Origin of the sequence: Pseudomonas sp. MYb118 (assembly GCF_040947875.1) — a bacterium.
Taxonomy (GTDB): domain Bacteria; phylum Pseudomonadota; class Gammaproteobacteria; order Pseudomonadales; family Pseudomonadaceae; genus Aquipseudomonas.
Map to the genome: position 1 here is coordinate 2,397,690 of NZ_JBFRXN010000002.1, position 13,670 is coordinate 2,411,359.

11 protein-coding genes are annotated in these 13,670 nt (G+C 62.5%); 7 read left to right on the forward strand and 4 right to left on the reverse strand.

The features are described 5' to 3' along the window. The first annotated feature begins 54 nt into the window (after nucleotides 1–54). From ABVN20_RS16780 to ABVN20_RS16810, 7 genes are all read left to right on the forward strand, one after another. Complete coding sequence (locus ABVN20_RS16780; protein WP_368556826.1) at nucleotides 55–819, forward strand: hypothetical protein; 765 nt, start codon at nucleotides 55–57, stop codon at nucleotides 817–819. A 136-nt stretch (nucleotides 820–955) separates the two neighbouring features. Beyond that, nucleotides 956–2,260, forward strand: coding sequence for a precorrin-3B synthase (cobG, locus tag ABVN20_RS16785; protein ID WP_368556827.1), 1,305 nt, complete (start codon nucleotides 956–958; stop codon nucleotides 2,258–2,260). After that, nucleotides 2,253–2,879: a precorrin-8X methylmutase gene (locus ABVN20_RS16790; RefSeq protein ID WP_368556828.1), complete on the forward strand. Its 627-nt coding sequence runs from the start codon at nucleotides 2,253–2,255 to the stop codon at nucleotides 2,877–2,879. Before cobG ends, ABVN20_RS16790 begins: the two co-directional genes overlap by 8 nt. Then, nucleotides 2,879–3,610 carry a precorrin-2 C(20)-methyltransferase gene (locus ABVN20_RS16795; protein ID WP_368556829.1) on the forward strand — a complete coding sequence of 244 codons (732 nt, stop codon included), beginning with the start codon at nucleotides 2,879–2,881 and terminating at the stop codon, nucleotides 3,608–3,610. Before ABVN20_RS16790 ends, ABVN20_RS16795 begins: the two co-directional genes overlap by 1 nt. Continuing rightward, nucleotides 3,610–5,307 carry a precorrin-3B C(17)-methyltransferase gene (gene cobJ, locus ABVN20_RS16800; RefSeq protein ID WP_368556830.1) on the forward strand — a complete coding sequence of 566 codons (1,698 nt, stop codon included), beginning with the start codon at nucleotides 3,610–3,612 and terminating at the stop codon, nucleotides 5,305–5,307. The genes ABVN20_RS16795 and cobJ overlap by 1 nt, the downstream gene beginning before the upstream one ends. Nucleotides 5,308–5,483: 176 nt before the next feature. Beyond that, nucleotides 5,484–6,236 (forward strand): hypothetical protein, encoded by a 753-nt coding sequence (locus ABVN20_RS16805; protein WP_368556831.1) that lies wholly within the window; start codon nucleotides 5,484–5,486, stop codon nucleotides 6,234–6,236. 141 nt (nucleotides 6,237–6,377) lie between these two features. Continuing rightward, nucleotides 6,378–7,052, forward strand: coding sequence for a hypothetical protein (locus ABVN20_RS16810; protein WP_368556832.1), 675 nt, complete (start codon nucleotides 6,378–6,380; stop codon nucleotides 7,050–7,052). Here ABVN20_RS16810 and ABVN20_RS16815 read toward each other — a convergent pair. The 4 genes from ABVN20_RS16815 to purH form a co-directional block, all read right to left on the reverse strand. After that, nucleotides 7,021–7,617, reverse strand: coding sequence for a MarC family protein (locus ABVN20_RS16815; RefSeq protein ID WP_368556833.1), 597 nt, complete (start codon nucleotides 7,615–7,617; stop codon nucleotides 7,021–7,023). The two genes, ABVN20_RS16810 and ABVN20_RS16815, sit on opposite strands and share 32 nt — an antisense overlap. A 64-nt stretch (nucleotides 7,618–7,681) precedes the next feature. Beyond that, a complete protein-coding gene (locus ABVN20_RS16820; protein WP_368556834.1) occupies nucleotides 7,682–10,459 on the reverse strand; it encodes a response regulator in 2,778 nt (925 codons plus the stop codon). Between the two features lie 99 nt (nucleotides 10,460–10,558). Then, nucleotides 10,559–11,854 carry a phosphoribosylamine--glycine ligase gene (gene purD, locus ABVN20_RS16825; protein ID WP_368556835.1) on the reverse strand — a complete coding sequence of 432 codons (1,296 nt, stop codon included), beginning with the start codon at nucleotides 11,852–11,854 and terminating at the stop codon, nucleotides 10,559–10,561. A 136-nt stretch (nucleotides 11,855–11,990) separates the two neighbouring features. Further along, nucleotides 11,991–13,598, reverse strand: coding sequence for a bifunctional phosphoribosylaminoimidazolecarboxamide formyltransferase/IMP cyclohydrolase (gene purH, locus ABVN20_RS16830; protein WP_368556836.1), 1,608 nt, complete (start codon nucleotides 13,596–13,598; stop codon nucleotides 11,991–11,993). Nucleotides 13,599–13,670 lie beyond the last annotated feature (72 nt).

The window sequence follows — 13,670 nt, forward strand, 5'->3', positions numbered from 1 at the left end:
AGTGACGGTTTAACAATGGAGTTGACCGACCCGACGATTGAAAAAGGAATTTTTATGTTCGAAACCACTACGGCGTTTCCCCCTCAAGAGCAGAGCCGCGCGTTTCTGGGGCTTGCCGAACCGCTGGCCGCCGATGCGGCCACGCAAGGTCGCCGCACCTTCACCGAGCCGCGCAGGCAGGGCACGCAAAGTCGCGCCGCGCTGGCCGGCAGTACCATCGTGTCGGTTGCCCCCAGGGTGTCCGAAGACGATGAACAGGTCGCGCTGGACTGCGCGCTTTATCTGGAGCAGTACACCGACACCCGTTATGACCGGGAAAGCCAATGGTACGAATGGCTGCAGCATTTCACCCTGGGGCTTTGGCACCTGGGCTGGATTCACCAGCGTCCGGTGATGCTGGAAAGTCGCAAGACGTTGTTGTCCGAGCCGATCAGCAAGGAAATTCTCGAAACCCTCAGGCCCCGGGCCAGCGCGCCCATGTACAACGCCGCCGCACACGCCTTCGAGTCGCTCAAGAGCAACCTGCAAGTCAGTGCGTCACTGGAAAAGACCAGCTCGAGAGGGCAGGGGCGGCAGTTTCAAGTCATGCCCTGCGCCTACGATGGCGAGGGCAACCTGACGCTCACGCTGATCCATGCCTGGTATGTCAGTGTGATCAGCCCGGGGCAATTTCTGTTCATAAAGTGGCAGGACCATGACACCACGCTGATTCAGCACTACGGGACCTTCACCCTCGATCGACGCCGATTCGACAGCCTGGCCGTGGCGATGCGCGGGAAAATCACCGAGCGCAGCCGTGAGTATCTGCTGCGAATGTAGGCCTCGCGCTTCATTGCAATGCTCTGGTCGTCCGACAGGCTTTTCATACCCCGTTGCAAAGCAGGCATAATACCGGCCCCTTCGCCCGCGAAGTGCCTCGCCACCTGTACGGGTCATGCCCTTGAACGAACGCCTGATGTCCACCGCAGTACGCCCCTCGGCCTGTCCGGGGTTGCTCCGTATCGTCCCGGCACTGGACGGTGGCATCTGTCGCATCAAGCTCACCGGCGGTTCGATCAGTTGCGCCCAGGCCGAAGCCGTGGCCAGTGCCGCCGAAGATTTCGCCAGCGGTGCGATCGAGGCAACCAACCGTGCCAACCTGCAGATTCGCGGGATCGGTGATCAACCGGCGGCGTTGATCGAGCGACTGCTGGCTGCCGGTCTCGGCCCGCACAACGCGGCCGGCGACGACGTGCGTAACCTGATGCTCAGCCCGAGCGCCGGGATCGACCGGCACATGCTGTTCGACACCCGTGAGCTGGCCGAGCGGATCCTGGCCACCGTGCAACGTCACGAACCTTTCCACGACCTCAGCCCCAAGTTCGCCCTGCAACTGGATGGCGGCGAGGCGCTGGCGATGCTCGAACACCCCAATGATCTGTGGCTCTCGGCCTTCGAACAGGCGGGCGAGTGCCGGCTGGCGTTCGGCCTGGCGGGGTGCCCCACGGATGCGCCAGTCGGTTCGGTCGCCCTGGTCGATGGTCACGAACTGGTGGTGGCGGTGCTGGAGTTGTTCCTCGAACTGGCGTCACCCGAGCAGACGCGAATGCGGCATCTGCTGGCTGATATCAGTGTCGCCACCATCGTTGCACGACTGGCTGAGCGCCTGGCCATCGCGCCGGTCGCGAGCTGGCAGCGTCCAGCCTCGACGGGCCTGCACATGGGCGCGCAGGCACAGGCGCAGGCCGATCATGTCTATGTCGGCGCCGTGCCGCCCCTGGGCCGCCTCGATGCCAGTATGCTGCGCGGCGCCGCACGACTGGCGCAGCAATACGGTGATGCCACGCTGCGATTCACGCCATGGCAAAGCCTGCTGCTGCCGAACGTGCGTCGCGAACACGCCGATGAAGTGCTGGGCGGCCTGACCCGGCTTGGCCTGTTGTGCGACGCCGATCAGGCGTTGTCGCAACTGATCGCCTGCACCGGTTCCACAGGCTGTGGCCGAGGCCTGGCCGATACCAAGGGCGATGCCCGGCAACTGGCCGAGCTGTTGCAGCGCCACGGCGACGCCTTGAATGTGCACCTGAGCGGCTGTCCGCGTTCCTGCGCCGCCGCCCATGTCGCTCCGGTCACTCTGCTGGCGGTCACCCCCGGTCGTTACGACCTCTATTTTCGCGAAGCGGGGCAGCCGGGTTTCGGCGCCCTGCACGCACGCAACCTTACTATTGAAGCGGTCGACGCCTTGATCGACGCCCGCTCACGGAGCCCGCTTGATGCTTGATTACATTCGCGACGGTCAGGAGATCTATCGCAACTCCTTCGCGATCATTCGCGCCGAGGCCAACCTCGCACGCATCCCGGCCGACCTGGAAAAACTCGCGGTGCGGGTGATCCATGCCTGTGGCATGGTCGATGCTGTCGATGGCTTGCAGTTCTCCCCTGGCGCGGGCAAGGCCGGGCGCGATGCGCTGGCGGCCGGTGCGCCGATCCTGTGCGACGCGCGCATGGTCTCCGAGGGCGTCACCCGCGCCCGCTTGCCGGCCAACAATCAGGTGATCTGCACCCTGCGTGACGAAAGCGTGCCCGAGCTTGCCCGCGAGCTGGGCAACACCCGTTCGGCTGTCGCGCTGGAGTTGTGGCGCCCGTATCTGGAAGGCAGCGTCGTGGTGATCGGCAACGCACCGACTGCCTTGTTCTATCTGCTGGAAATGCTCGACGCCGGCGCTCCGAAACCGGCGCTGATCCTCGGCTTCCCGGTGGGCTTCGTCGGCGCGGCCGAGTCCAAGGCGGCGTTGGCGGCGGACAGCCGTGGCGTACCGTTCGTGATCATGCAAGGTCGCCTGGGCGGTAGCGCCATGGCGGCCGCTGCGGTCAATGCCCTCGCCACGGAGATCGAATAATGCAGCCGCGTGGACGTCTGATCGGCCTGGGTGTCGGCCCTGGTGACCCGGAACTGATTACGGTCAAAGCCTTGCGCCTGTTGCGCGAGTCTCCAGTGGTGGCGTATTTCGTCGCCAAGGGCAAAAAGGGCAATGCCTTCGGCATCATCGAGGCGCACCTGCAAGCGGCGCAGACCTTGCTGCCGCTGGTGTACCCGGTGACCACCGAAGCGCTGCCGGCACCGCTGTCGTACGAGCAGGTCATCAGCGACTTCTACGATGCGGCCAGCGAAGAACTCGCCGCGCATCTGGACGCCGGCCGTGATGTGGCGGTGATCTGCGAAGGCGATCCGTTCTTCTACGGTTCCTACATGTACCTGCATGATCGTCTGGCCGAGCGTTATGAAGCCGAAGTGGTGCCGGGCGTGTGCTCGATGCTCGGTGGGGCCTCGGTGCTCGGCGCGCCGCTGGTGTATCGCAACCAGAGCCTGTCGGTGCTGTCCGGGGTGCTGCCGCACGAGGATCTCAAGCGTCGACTGGCTGACGCCGATGCGGCGGTGATCATGAAGCTGGGGCGCAACCTGCCCAAGGTGCGCCAGGTGCTCAACGAACTGGGGCTGGCCGAGCGTGCCTTGTATGTCGAGCGCGCGACCATGGCCAACCAGAAAATCGTGCCGCTGGATCAGGTCGAACCGATGTCTTCGCCGTACTTCTCGCTGATCATCGTTCCTGGTGAAAGGTGGCAAGGTTGATGACGCGTCCCGCTCCGGCGATTGTCATCCTTGGCAATGGCAGCCTCGCCACCGCGCGCAGGATTCAACAGCTGTACCCCGGTGCGCTGATCCATGGCCTGGCCGAACGGGTCGAGGGTGCTGATCGGGCCTATCACGAATTCGGCGCGACGCTGCGCGAACTTTATCGCCAGGACACGCCGATCATCGCCCTGTGCGCTGCCGGTATCGTGATCCGGACCCTGGCGCCTTTGCTGCTGGAAAAAGGCGTCGAACCACCGGTGCTGGCCGTCGCCGAGGACGGCAGCGCGGTGGTGCCGTTGCTCGGTGGCCTGGGCGGTGTGAATGTCATGGCGCGCGAGATGGGCGCGGCGTTGCAGGTGGCGGCGGCGATCACCACCAGCGGTGAGTTGCGTTTCGGCACCTGCCTGCTCAACCCGCCCGATGGCTTCGCCCTCGGGGACCTGGAATTGGGCAAGCGTTTCGTCTCCGATTTGCTGGCGGGTGAATCGCTGCGTATCGAAGGTTCGGCGCCCTGGCTGGCCAACGCGCAGTTGCCGCAAGACCCGCAGGCGCGGCTCGCGGTTCATGTCGGACATGCCGAGCGCACGCCATCGGCTGACGAACTGTTGATCTACCCACGCAACGTGTTAGTGGCGGTCAGCGCAGGTGTGGCCAACCTTTCGCAGGCGATTGCCGATGCATTGCATCAGGCGAAGATCGCCGTGCAGTCGGTCGCGCTGCTGCTGGCGGCCGATCGCGACATGGCCGACCCGCTGTTGCACCAGGCCGCACTTGAACTCGGTGTACCGCTGCGTTTTAGCGGCGATACCGGCACGCTCGGCCAACGGGCACGCAACGCCGTCGACCAGCCGGTTGCGATCCTTGGCGATGACGCTATTGCCATCGCGGTGGCCGAGCAGCCGTTGCCAGTATTGTCGATCGGTCGCCCTCGCGGGCGTCTGGCGGTGATCGGCCTGGGGCCGGGCGCTGCCGAGTTGATGGTGCCGGCGGTCAAGGCTGAGCTTGCCCGGGCCACTGATGTGCTCGGTTATGAGACCTACGTGCGCATGGCCGGCCCGTTCCGGGACGATCAGGTGCTGCATTGCACCGACAACCGCGAAGAAATGCAGCGTGCTCGTCATGCCTTCGAGCTGGCGGCACAAGGGCGCTCGGTGGTGGTGGTTTCCTCGGGCGACCCCGGGGTATTCGCCATGGCGGCAGCGGTGCTGGAGGCTCTGCACGAGTCCAGCGATACCGCGTGGCACAACGTTGATCTGGAGATCCTGCCGGGCGTTTCCGCCTCGCTGGCGACCGCAGCGCAAGCCGGAGCGCCGTTGGGGCATGACTTCTGCGTCATGTCACTGTCGGACAACCTCAAGCCATGGGCGATCATCGAGAAACGCCTCGACCTGGCGGCGCAGGCTGACCTGGCGCTGGCGTTCTACAACCCGATCTCCCGTTCGCGCCCCTGGCAGTTGGGGCGGGCGCTGGAAATCGTCGCGCAGCATCGTGTTGCCCAGACACCGGTGGTGCTGGGCCGTGACATCGGTCGTCCCGGACAAACCTTGCGGGTGACCACGTTGGGGCAGCTCACCCCCGATCAAGTGGACATGCGCACGATGGTCCTGGTTGGTTCTTCGACCACCTGCATATTTCCGCGCCCGGATGGCCGTATCTGGGTCTATACGCCCCGTTGGTATGGCAACAAACCTTGAACCCATTAAAAAGCCGGCGCAATGCCGGCTTTTTAATGGGTAGTGCATATATATATAGTTCTGAAAATACTTTAAATAACTTCGTTGCCTGGCTGGTTTGACTGTCGAGAGTCGCGTTGTTAGTTTGCCTGCATCTGCATGAAGCGGATTAAACTAATAACAGGGTGATAATTAAAATGACAGAAGAAGCAGGTGCAGTTTTCGATTATGCAGCGCAACGTGATTATTTCACGACACCCGTTGCTTTCAGAAAGTTGGCGGTGAGTGACACTCAAAGTATTGAAGTCCAGAATGAGTCCGCGGTACTGGGGTCGACCATCGCTGCTTATGATCAGGAACTCTCGGCAGAAGATCGCGAAGCATTCGACGACACGATCCTGTTCGCGGAAATTCGCGCCGACCGGCTGTTCAAGCGTGAAACCCAGCGCCGCGAATGGTACCTGGAATACAGCAAGGCCCTGACCAATTGTGGTTGGCCCACGGTGAACGATCCCTACATGGAGTACGTCAGCCAGGAACTGAACTTCAGCATGGATGAAGCCGCGCTGCAGATTATTTCGCTGGTGGCCGGCGCGGACAAGCTCAAGGTGCTGCCACTGATTTCTTCAGCCTTCAGCGCTCTGGAAAAAAATGACGGTGCGATAAAGCTGGTTGAAGTTAAAAGTAAAAAGAACAAGTCCGCCAACTTTCAGATTATCCCGTGCATTTCCCTGGGTGGTCGCCCGACCATGATTGCATGCGCCATGCAGTTGGAAACCAGTGATGTGCTGACCAAAGTTCTGTTTTTCAAGTTCCAGCGCGAACAGGTGCGGATTTATAACGCTGCCACGCGCCGTACATTGAATCGCCGTGCCTACAATGTGGTCAAGGATTTGATTCAGTCCGAAGTTGATAAGAAGCGACTGGAATATTTCAAGACTCAACTTTGACGATAATCGACAACTTCTGCTGCAGCAGTTTTTCTTTAGCGCTTTTGCATGATTTCAAGGTGAGACATGGAGAGTCATCGTCAGGAATCCTTTGTCGATTCCGGTTTGCTCAGTGCGTTGTCCACTCGATTGGACGCCCCGATGAAATGCGACATTCTGTATTCGTTGCTCGCCGCGCGATTGATGGCGGCGGGTTCGCCTGCGGGTCGTTCCGACTTTGCCCATGACACCTTTGTCCAGGCCCTCAAGCGGTGTGGCTGGACGCTGAGACGGGAGCAACTGCTGCAACCTGCATTCGAGCACCTGCCCGGCGTCACGCTGAAGGATCTGATCAACCGCGGCATGGCTGACGTGGCGCTAGATGATCAGCGCGAGCTGGCCTGCGAAGCCCTGGCTGAATTGGCCCGCCTTGCGCTGGATTCGCCTGCACGGCTGCTTTATCAGCAAGGGTTGATCAGTGAGTCCCTTGTCGGGCTGGCGCAGGGGGAGGAGCGGCGAACCAGGGTGCGGCTGCGGTTTGCCGTGAGCACTCGCAGCGCCTGCATCGAAGTGCTTTACCTGGCGTTCGAAACGACTCAAAGCGCGCAAGCGCATTGGTTGACGCAGGCATTTGCGCCCAGCTGTTTCACCTCGGCGGTGACCGTCCAGCTTCACTCGTTCGAGTTGGCGGCCAGGGCGTTCGCCAGCAGTCGCGAGCAACTGGTGGCCTTCGTCGGGACTCATGGGTTGACGGCGGTGGGGCCTGTACCTGCGTTATCAGGCAAGCACAGGGACTGCGCAGCCGTCAGGGCACCAGATAGCCCCTCACTCCGGTGAAGATGATCTGGGCCGCGAGCGCGCAGACGAACAGCCCCATCAACCGGCTGACAATCTGCAAGCCCTGGTCGCCGAGAATGCGTTCGATGCGGTTCGACAGGTACAGGACCACACCGACCGTGAAGCTGGCCAGGGCGATGCTGAGGATGGCGGTGAGTTTGTCATCCCAATGGGGCTGGCTGACGCCCATCACCAGCAGCGCACCGATGGTGCCGGGGCCGACGGTCAGGGGAATGGTCAGCGGGACGATGGTGACGTCCTGTTGCACGTTGTCCGTCTGCACCGCTGACTTGCCCTGGGCCATGCCCAGGGCGGAGATGAACAGCACGCTGCCGGCGCCGATGCGGAAGGCGTCCACGGTGATGCCGAAGACGCTGAAGATGACTCGCCCGAACAGATACAGCAGGACACTGGAGACGAGGGTGGCGATCGCCACTTTCCAGGCCAGTCGGTGTTGCTCCTTGCGCGAATAACCGCGGGTCAGGCTGATGAAGCAGGACAACACGAAGAAAGGGCTGTAGAGCACCAGCATCTTCAGGTAAACGCTGAACAACACGTGGAGCATGGGGCAGGCTCACTGGCGAAGGAAGTCGTGAGGGAGTCTATCAGGCGTCGCGCAGTCTGTCGGCTCAGGAGGTGTGCGCTGCGGCCCGATTCTGCTGTTCGCGTTGCGCCACCCAGTGCTCGATCAGTTCGCGCAGTTGCGACAGCTCGACCGGTTTGGCCATGTGCCCATCCATGCCGGCCTGGCGTGCCCGTTCCTTGTGTTCGGCAAGGATGTGCGCGGTCAATGCGACGACTGGGGTGCGGATCCGCTGGTTGCTGACTTCCCAGGCGCGTAACTGCTGGGTCGCGGAGAAACCGTCGAGGATCGGCATCTCGCAGTCCATCAATACCAGGTCGTAACGCTGCGTTTTCATGGCCTGCAAGGCTTCCTCGCCATTGCTGGCGGTGTCCGGTTGCAGGTTGAGTTTGCCCAGCATGCCACGGATGACCTTGGTCGAAATGCTGTTGTCTTCGGCCACCAGAATGCGGAAGTCGCTGGGGACCTTGACCGGCAGGGTCGGCCCGGCCGGCTGTTGCGGCGAGACGGCTTGCCCCTTGTTGCGCTGGTTCAGCTCATCGGCCAGGGTGGTCTTGAGGGTATAGCCGGCAACGGGTTTGGCGAGGATGCGCTTGATGCCGGAGTTGCGCGCGATGATCTTGCTCGGCGCGTTGCTGATGCCGGTGAGCATGATCAGCAGGATATCGTGATTGAGGCTCGGGTCTTCCTTGATCTTGGCCGCCAGTTGCATGCCGGTCATGCCGGGCATGTTCTGGTCCAGCAGCACCACATCGAAGTAATCGCGCAGGTGCGCCTTGGTGCGCAGCAGCGCCAGTGCTTCCTTGCCGGACGGCACGGCGCTGACATTCAGGCCCCAGGCGCTGCACTGTTGCACCAGCACCTTGCGGCAGGTGTCGTTGTCGTCCACCACCAGCACCCGGGCGCCTTGCAACGGGCCATCGAGGTCGGAGGTCGGGTGTTCGAGGCGGTCGGGGTCCAGGGGCAGGGTCAGCCACAGGGTGCTGCCCTGGTTGGCGCCGGTCTTGATGCCGAACTCGCCTTGCATCAGGCGAATCAGCTGGCGGGCGATCACCAGCCCGAGGTTGCCGCCCAGGCGGGTGGCGGACAGGAAGTTCTTGCTGTGCAGCTCGGCGTGCATCAGCGCGTCGCGCTCTTCGGCGTCCATCGGTTCGCCGCTGTCCTGCACGGCAATGCGCAGGCGGGGGCGGGCGCTGCGTTCGTCGAGGGCGACGACGATCAGGACCTCACCCTCGTCGGTTTTCTTCAGGGCATTTTCCAGAAGGCTCAGCAGGGTCTGGCGCAGGCGGGTCGGATCACCGCTGATGACCCGGGGCACTTGCGGCTGGATGAAGCTGATCAACTCGACGTTCTGCTGTTCGGCCTTGGCGCGGAAGATACTCAGGCAGTCTTCGATCAGCGCGTTGAGATCGAACTGTACGTCGTCCAGCTCGATCTGCCCGGATTCCAGCTTGGAGATGTCGAGGATCTCGTTGATCAGTGTCAGCAGCTCGTTGCCGGCGCTGTGAATGGTTTGCACGTAGTCACGCTGTTTGACCGACAGCGGTGTGCCCAGCAGCAGCTCCGTCATGCCCAGCACGCCATTCATCGGTGTGCGGATCTCGTGGCTGATTTTCGCCAGGAATTCCGCCTTGGCGTTGATTTCGGCGTTGCTGGCGGCGAGGTCGCGGCTGACGCTGAAACGGTCTTCGGTAATGCTGCGCTGGCGTTCGCTCAAGGCGATACTCATCAGCAGGCCACTGAGGCAGATGAACGCCAGCAGGGCGGTGATCAGGCCTTGCGGTTCGATCAGCGTCAGCCCCAACAGGGCCGGGAGGATGATCAGCGTGCCGAGGTTGAACACCACCATCGCGGCAACGAACAGGCGCGCCGGGCGATAGCCTTTTTGCCAGTGCCAGGCGCTGACGAACAGCATGGTCAGGCCGGCGAGGGCGACCATGGCGTAAGTGATGAGGTTCAGCGGCAGGGTGTTGACGAACAACAGCAGCAGGCCGCAGACGCTGATGAACAGAATGTCGCCCAGCAGCAGCTTGTTCAGCGGATGTGGGCCGAGCGGCGCGAAGAAGCGGTAAGCGAACATCAGCCCGCACGGTGCGGTGAGCATCAGGGCGATGTAGGCGCCGGGCGTTTGCAGGCCATGCCAGTCCGGCAGCCAGGGCCCCGCGAGGTTGAGCAGCAGCGCGAGGCTGAGCATCAGCAGCGCTTCACAGCCGGCCAGCCAGAGGCTGCTGCGCGAGCGGGTGTAGGCGTAGCGGATCAGGTTGTGCAGGATCAGCATGCCGATGCAGCCGAACAGCAGGCCGTAAATCAGCGTCTGGCTCTGATTGGCAGCGGTCAGGATGGCCGATTGCAGGGTGATGTAGGGCCGCATCTGGTGTTCGGACGCCAGGCGCAGATAGACATCGAGGGGCTTGTCGCTTTGCGGCAACGGCAGCATGAAGTCGCTGTTGGGCAGGGGGCGTTCCGCCTGCGGCTGTTCGCTGCCAGTAGTGGACTGGTCGATCAGCCTGTCGCCGTCGAGCACATAGAGGTTGAGGTGCGACAGGTCAGGGGCAAATATCCGCAGCAACTGTTCGTGTTTGCCGGGTGCCAGCCTGAAACGCAGCCAGAGCGCACCGCCGGGTTCGGCCGCGGTCAGGCGTTCGAGTTCGGTCGGGCTGAATTGGTTGATATAACGAGCGGAACGGATGTCGCTCAGTTGCAGGTCGCCCTGTTCGTCGAGCAATACCGCCCAACCACTACCCTGCGCGGCCTGGGCCGACAACATGTAGAGCAGCGTCAGCAGGGTGAGAATGGAACCTATGGCAATCCTGAGCCAGCGCACGGCGAAATCCCTTCGTAGGTTGATGCCAGAATATAACTATGCGCGGCGCCGGAATAGTCAGGCAAGGGCCTGAAGCCCTTGCCCGACCGAATGAAACGCTTATTCCTGATTTTCGCCACGCTCGCGGGCAATGGCGCGGTAGCCAATGTCCTTGCGGTAGAAACAGCCTTCCCAGTCAATGTTAGCTGCCAGCTTGTAAGCCTGCTGCTGAGCGGCATCGACGCTGGCACCCATGGCGGTCGCGCACAGTACGCGGCCACCGGCGGTTACCACCTGACCGTCCTGCAGCGCGGTGCCCGCATGGAAAACCTTGCCTTCCAGACCTGCGGCGGCATCCAGCCCCTTGATGGCGGCGCCTTTAGCGTAGTCGCCAGGGTAGCCGCCTGCTGCCAGAACGATACCGACGCTAGGACGTGGATCCCATTGCGCTTCGACTTTGTCCAGGGCCTGGGCTAGTGCGGCTTCGACCAGCAACACCAGGCTCGACTGCAAGCGCAGCATGACCGGTTGAGTCTCAGGGTCGCCGAAACGGCAGTTGAATTCGATAACTTTTGGGTTACCAGCCTTGTCGATCATCAGGCCTGCGTAGAGGAAACCGGTGTAGACATTGCCTTCGTCGGCCATGCCGCGCACGGTCGGCCAGATCACCTGGTCCATGACACGCTGGTGCACTTCGCTGGTGACCACTGGAGCCGGAGAGTAAGCGCCCATGCCGCCGGTGTTCGGGCCGGTGTCGCCGTCGCCGACGCGTTTGTGGTCCTGGCTGGTGGCCATCGGCAGAACGTTCTTGCCGTCGACCATGACGATGAAGCTGGCTTCCTCGCCGTCCAGGAATTCTTCGATGACCACGCGCGAACCGGCGTCGCCAAAGGCATTGCCGGCGAGCATGTCGCGCACGGCGTCTTCGGCTTCGGCCAGGGTCATGGCCACGATCACGCCTTTACCGGCGGCCAGGCCGTCGGCCTTGATCACGATCGGCGCACCTTTTTCACGCAGGTAAGCCAGGGCCGGCTCGATCTCGGTGAAGTTCTGGTAGTCGGCGGTCGGGATCTTGTGGCGTGCCAGGAAGTCCTTGGTGAACGCTTTCGAGCCTTCCAGCTGCGCGGCACCGGCGGTCGGACCAAAGCAGTCCAGGCCACGGGAGCGGAACAGGTCGACGACGCCAGCCACCAGCGGTACTTCAGGGCCGACGATGGTCAGGGAGACATTCTTCTCGGCGAAATCGGCCAGTTGTTCCAGGGCCAGGACGTCGATGGCGACGTTCTCGCACTTGGCTTCGATGGCGGTGCCGGCGTTGCCCGGGGCCACGAAAACCTTCTGCACGCGCGGATCCTGAGCCACTTTCCAGGCCAGGGCGTGTTCACGGCCACCGCTGCCAATGATCAAAACATTCATTTCAAAAACCTCGGATGACGCTGATTCTGGGTTTTGTGGGAGCGAGCCTGCTCGCGATGATGGCGGCACAATCAGCATCAGTGTGTCTGAAAGGGCGCTATCGCGAGCAGGCTCGCTCCCACAGTGGATCGGGTGCTTAGTGACGGAAGTGGCGCATGCCAGTAAAGACCATAGCAATACCGGCTTCATCCGCCGCAGCAATAACTTCCGCATCACGCATCGAACCACCTGGCTGGATCACCGCGGTGATACCGGCCTTGGCCGCATTGTCCAGGCCGTCGCGGAACGGGAAGAACGCGTCGGACGCCATGACCGAACCGGCAACCTGCAGGCCGGCGTGTTCAGCCTTGATGGCGGCGATGCGGGCCGAGTTCACGCGGCTCATCTGGCCGGCGCCGACGCCGATGGTCTGGCGGTTCTTGGCGTAGACGATGGCGTTGGACTTGACGTACTTGGCCACTTTCCAGGCGAAGATCAGGTCGTTGATTTCCTGTTCGGTCGGTGCGCGTTTGGTGACGACTTTCAGGTCGTCGGCGCCGATCATGCCGATATCGCGGCTCTGCACCAGCAGGCCACCGTTGACGCGCTTGTAGTCCCAGGCGGCAGCGCGGTCGGCCGACCACTCGCCGCAGGCCAGCAGGCGTACGTTGGCCTTGGCGGCCACGATGGCGCGGGCTTCTTCACTGACGCTCGGGGCGATGATCACTTCGACGAACTGACGCTCGACGATGGCCTTGGCGGTTTCAGCGTCCAGCTCGCGGTTGAACGCGATGATGCCGCCGAAGGCCGACTCGGTGTCGGTGGCATAGGCCAGGTCGTAGGCCTTGCGGATACCGCCTTCGGCATCCGGGCTGACCGCTACGCCGCACGGGTTGGCGTGCTTGACGATCACGCAGGCTGGCTTGACGAAGCTCTTCACGCACTCCAGCGCGGCGTCGGTGTCGGCCACGTTGTTGTACGACAGCTCCTTGCCCTGCAGTTGGGTGGCGGTGGCGATGCCGACTTCGGCAGGCTTGGCTTCCACGTAGAACGCCGCGCTCTGGTGCGGGTTCTCGCCGTAGCGCATTTCCTGGGCCTTGATGAACTGGCTGTTGAAGGTGCGCGGGAATTCGCTGCGACCTTCTGTGCTGAGGGTGTCAGCGGCCTGGTTCACGGTGCCCATGTAGTTGGCGATCATGCCGTCATAGGCGGCGGTGTGTTCGAACGCCTTGAGCATCAGGTCGAAACGCTGGGCGTAGGTCAGGCCGCCGGCCTTGAGGTTTTCCAGGACGTTGGCGTAGTCGCTGGCGTTGACCACGATGGCGACGTCTTTATGGTTCTTGGCCGCGGAACGGACCATGGTCGGGCCGCCGATGTCGATGTTCTCGATGGCGGTCGGCAGGTCGCAGCCTGGCTTGTTGATGGTGGCTTCGAACGGGTACAGGTTGACCGCAACCAGGTCGATCGGCTTGATGCCGTGCTCGTTCATGATGGCGTCGTCGGTACCGCGACGACCGAGGATCCCGCCGTGGATTTTCGGGTGGAGGGTTTTCACCCGGCCGTCCATCATTTCCGCGAAGCCGGTGTAGTCCGCGACTTCCACTGCGGCCACGCCGTTGTCGCGCAGCAGCTTGAACGTTCCGCCGGTGGAGAGGATCTCGACGCCCAGGGCTTCAAGCTCCTTGGCGAATTCGAGGATCCCGGTCTTGTCGGAGACGCTGATCAAGGCGCGGCGGATCGGCAGGCGGGTAGTCTGGTCGGTCATTTCAATTTCCATCACGAGGGTCAGCAAAAAAGGCGACCGGTTTTACGCGGGCGCCTTTCTGGTTTGATTGAA

Bases quoted from the DNA above. Each gene is read 5' to 3' on its own strand.
- cobJ (WP_368556830.1), top strand. From the start codon at position 3,610: ATGACGCGTCCCGCTCCGGCGATTGTCATCCTTGGCAATGGCAGCCTC.
- ABVN20_RS16810 (WP_368556832.1), top strand. From the start codon at position 6,378: ATGAAATGCGACATTCTGTATTCGTTGCTCGCCGCGCGATTGATGGCG.
- ABVN20_RS16780 (WP_368556826.1), top strand. From the start codon at position 55: ATGTTCGAAACCACTACGGCGTTTCCCCCTCAAGAGCAGAGCCGCGCG.
- purH (WP_368556836.1), bottom strand. From the start codon at position 13,598: ATGACCGACCAGACTACCCGCCTGCCGATCCGCCGCGCCTTGATCAGC.
- ABVN20_RS16795 (WP_368556829.1), top strand. From the start codon at position 2,879: ATGCAGCCGCGTGGACGTCTGATCGGCCTGGGTGTCGGCCCTGGTGAC.
- cobG (WP_368556827.1), top strand. From the start codon at position 956: ATGTCCACCGCAGTACGCCCCTCGGCCTGTCCGGGGTTGCTCCGTATC.
- ABVN20_RS16790 (WP_368556828.1), top strand. From the start codon at position 2,253: ATGCTTGATTACATTCGCGACGGTCAGGAGATCTATCGCAACTCCTTC.
- ABVN20_RS16815 (WP_368556833.1), bottom strand. From the start codon at position 7,617: ATGCTCCACGTGTTGTTCAGCGTTTACCTGAAGATGCTGGTGCTCTAC.
- purD (WP_368556835.1), bottom strand. From the start codon at position 11,854: ATGAATGTTTTGATCATTGGCAGCGGTGGCCGTGAACACGCCCTGGCC.
- ABVN20_RS16805 (WP_368556831.1), top strand. From the start codon at position 5,484: ATGACAGAAGAAGCAGGTGCAGTTTTCGATTATGCAGCGCAACGTGAT.